Below are 2,689 nucleotides of genomic sequence, written 5' to 3' on the forward strand. Positions count from 1 at the left end.
CAGCGGCACAGGGTGATAGCCCCGTACATGAAAACTAACCATAGATGAAAACGAGTAAGGCGGGACACGTGACATCCTGTTTGAATATGGGGGGACCATCCTCCAAGGCTAAATACTCCTGACTGACCGATAGTGAACCAGTACCGTGAGGGAAAGGCGAAAAGAACCCCTGTGAGGGGAGTGAAATAGAACCTGAAACCGTATACGTACAAGCAGTGGGAGCGGTTCTTGAGACCGTGACTGCGTACCTTTTGTATAATGGGTCAGCGACTTACATTTTGTAGCGAGGTTAAGCGAATAGCGGAGCCGTAGGGAAACCGAGTGTTAACTGCGCGTTTAGTTGCAAGGTGTAGACCCGAAACCGAGTGATCTAGCCATGGGCAGGTTGAAGGTTGAGTAACATCAACTGGAGGACCGAACCGACTAATGTTGAAAAATTAGCGGATGACTTGTGGCTGGGGGTGAAAGGCCAATCAAACTCGGAGATATCTGGTTCTCCTCGAAAGCTATTTAGGTAGCGCCTCGAGCGAATACCACTGGGGGTAGAGCACTGTTAAGGCTAGGGGGTCATCCCGACTTACCAACCCTTTGCAAACTCCGAATACCAGTGAGTACTACTCGGGAGACAGACAGCGGGTGCTAACGTCCGTTGTCAAAAGGGAAACAACCCAGACCGTCAGCTAAGGTCCCAAAGTACTAGCTAAGTGGGAAACGATGTGGGAAGGCTTAGACAGCTAGGATGTTGGCTTAGAAGCAGCCATCATTTAAAGAAAGCGTAATAGCTCACTAGTCGAGTCGGCCTGCGCGGAAGATGTAACGGGGCTAAGCTAGTCACCGAAGCTACGGGTGTGGTCCATTAGGACTGCGCGGTAGAGGAGCGTTCTGTAAGCCGTTGAAGGTGAAGGGGTAACCCACGCTGGAGGTATCAGAAGTGCGAATGCTGACATGAGTAACGATAAAGGGGGTGAAAAACCCCCTCGCCGGAAGACCAAGGGTTCCTGTCCAACGTTAATCGGGGCAGGGTGAGTCGACCCCTAAGGTGAGGCCGAAAGGCGTAATCGATGGGAAACAGATTAATATTTCTGTACTTCCGCTAACTGCGATGGAGAGACGGAGAAGGCTAGGCTAGCGCGGCGTTGGTAGTCCGCGTTTAAGGTGGTAGGTTGATTTCTTAGGCAAATCCGGGAAATCGCACTTAAGTGTGCAGGCTGAGAGCTGATGACGAGGTCCTAAGGGACTGAAGTAGTTGATGCCATGCTTCCAGGAAAATCTTCTAAGCTTCAGGTTAGTGGGAATCGTACCCCAAACCGACACAGGTGGTCGGGTAGAGAATACCAAGGCGCTTGAGAGAACTCGGCTGAAGGAACTAGGCAAAATGGTACCGTAACTTCGGGAGAAGGTACGCTCCTGTTGGTGATGAGACTTGCTCTCTAAGCTGACGGGAGTCGCAGATACCAGGTGGCTGCAACTGTTTATCAAAAACACAGCACTGTGCAAACTCGCAAGAGGAAGTATACGGTGTGACGCCTGCCCGGTGCCGGAAGGTTAATTGATTGGGTTATCGCAAGAGAAGCTCATGATCGAAGCCCCGGTAAACGGCGGCCGTAACTATAACGGTCCTAAGGTAGCGAAATTCCTTGTCGGGTAAGTTCCGACCTGCACGAATGGCGTAATGATGGCCACGCTGTCTCCAGCCGAGACTCAGTGAAGTTGAAATTGCGGTGAAGATGCCGTATACCCGCGGCTAGACGGAAAGACCCCGTGAACCTTTACTATAGCTTGGCACTGAACATTGAACCTACATGTGTAGGATAGGTGGGAGACTATGAAGTTGTGACGCTAGTCATGATGGAGTCGTCCTTGAAATACCACCCTTGTAGTTTTGATGTTCTAACTTAGGTCCCTAATCGGGATTAAGGACAGTGCCTGGTGGGTAGTTTGACTGGGGCGGTCTCCTCCCAAAGAGTAACGGAGGAGCACGAAGGTTGGCTAAGTACGGTCGGACATCGTACGGTTAGTGCAATGGCATAAGCCAGCTTAACTGCGAGACATACACGTCGAGCAGGTACGAAAGTAGGTCATAGTGATCCGGTGGTTCTGAATGGAAGGGCCATCGCTCAACGGATAAAAGGTACTCCGGGGATAACAGGCTGATACCGCCCAAGAGTTCATATCGACGGCGGTGTTTGGCACCTCGATGTCGGCTCATCACATCCTGGGGCTGAAGTCGGTCCCAAGGGTATGGCTGTTCGCCATTTAAAGTGGTACGCGAGCTGGGTTCAGAACGTCGTGAGACAGTTCGGTCCCTATCTGCCGTGGGCGTTGGATGATTGAAGGGAGCTGCTCCTAGTACGAGAGGACCGGAGTGGACGAACCGCTGGTGTTCGGGTTGTCATGCCAATGGCATTGCCCGGTAGCTACGTTCGGAATCGATAACCGCTGAAAGCATCTAAGCGGGAAGCGAGCCCTGAGATGAGTCATCCCTAGACCTATAAGGTCTCTAAAGAGCCGTTCGAGACTAGGACGTTGATAGGCATGGTGTGTAAGCGTTGTGAGGCGTTGAGCTAACATGTACTAATGACTCGAGAGGCTTAACCATACAACCCAGATGGGTTTTGCATGGCCTTAGACGAATATTGACACTTGATAAAGTTAAAGACTCAAACAAAGAAAATCAGCTTTCCGAATT

At 51.1% G+C, this 2,689-nt stretch carries 1 rRNA gene; it reads left to right on the forward strand.

The window, feature by feature from the left end:
- Positions 1 to 2,599 (forward strand): 23S ribosomal RNA (locus ACRN9H_RS19510); the annotation flags it as partial.
- Positions 2,600 to 2,689 lie beyond the last annotated feature (90 nt).

It is taken from the genome of Shewanella sp. MF08487 (assembly GCF_050848685.1).
GTDB lineage: Bacteria > Pseudomonadota > Gammaproteobacteria > Enterobacterales > Shewanellaceae > Shewanella > Shewanella glacialipiscicola.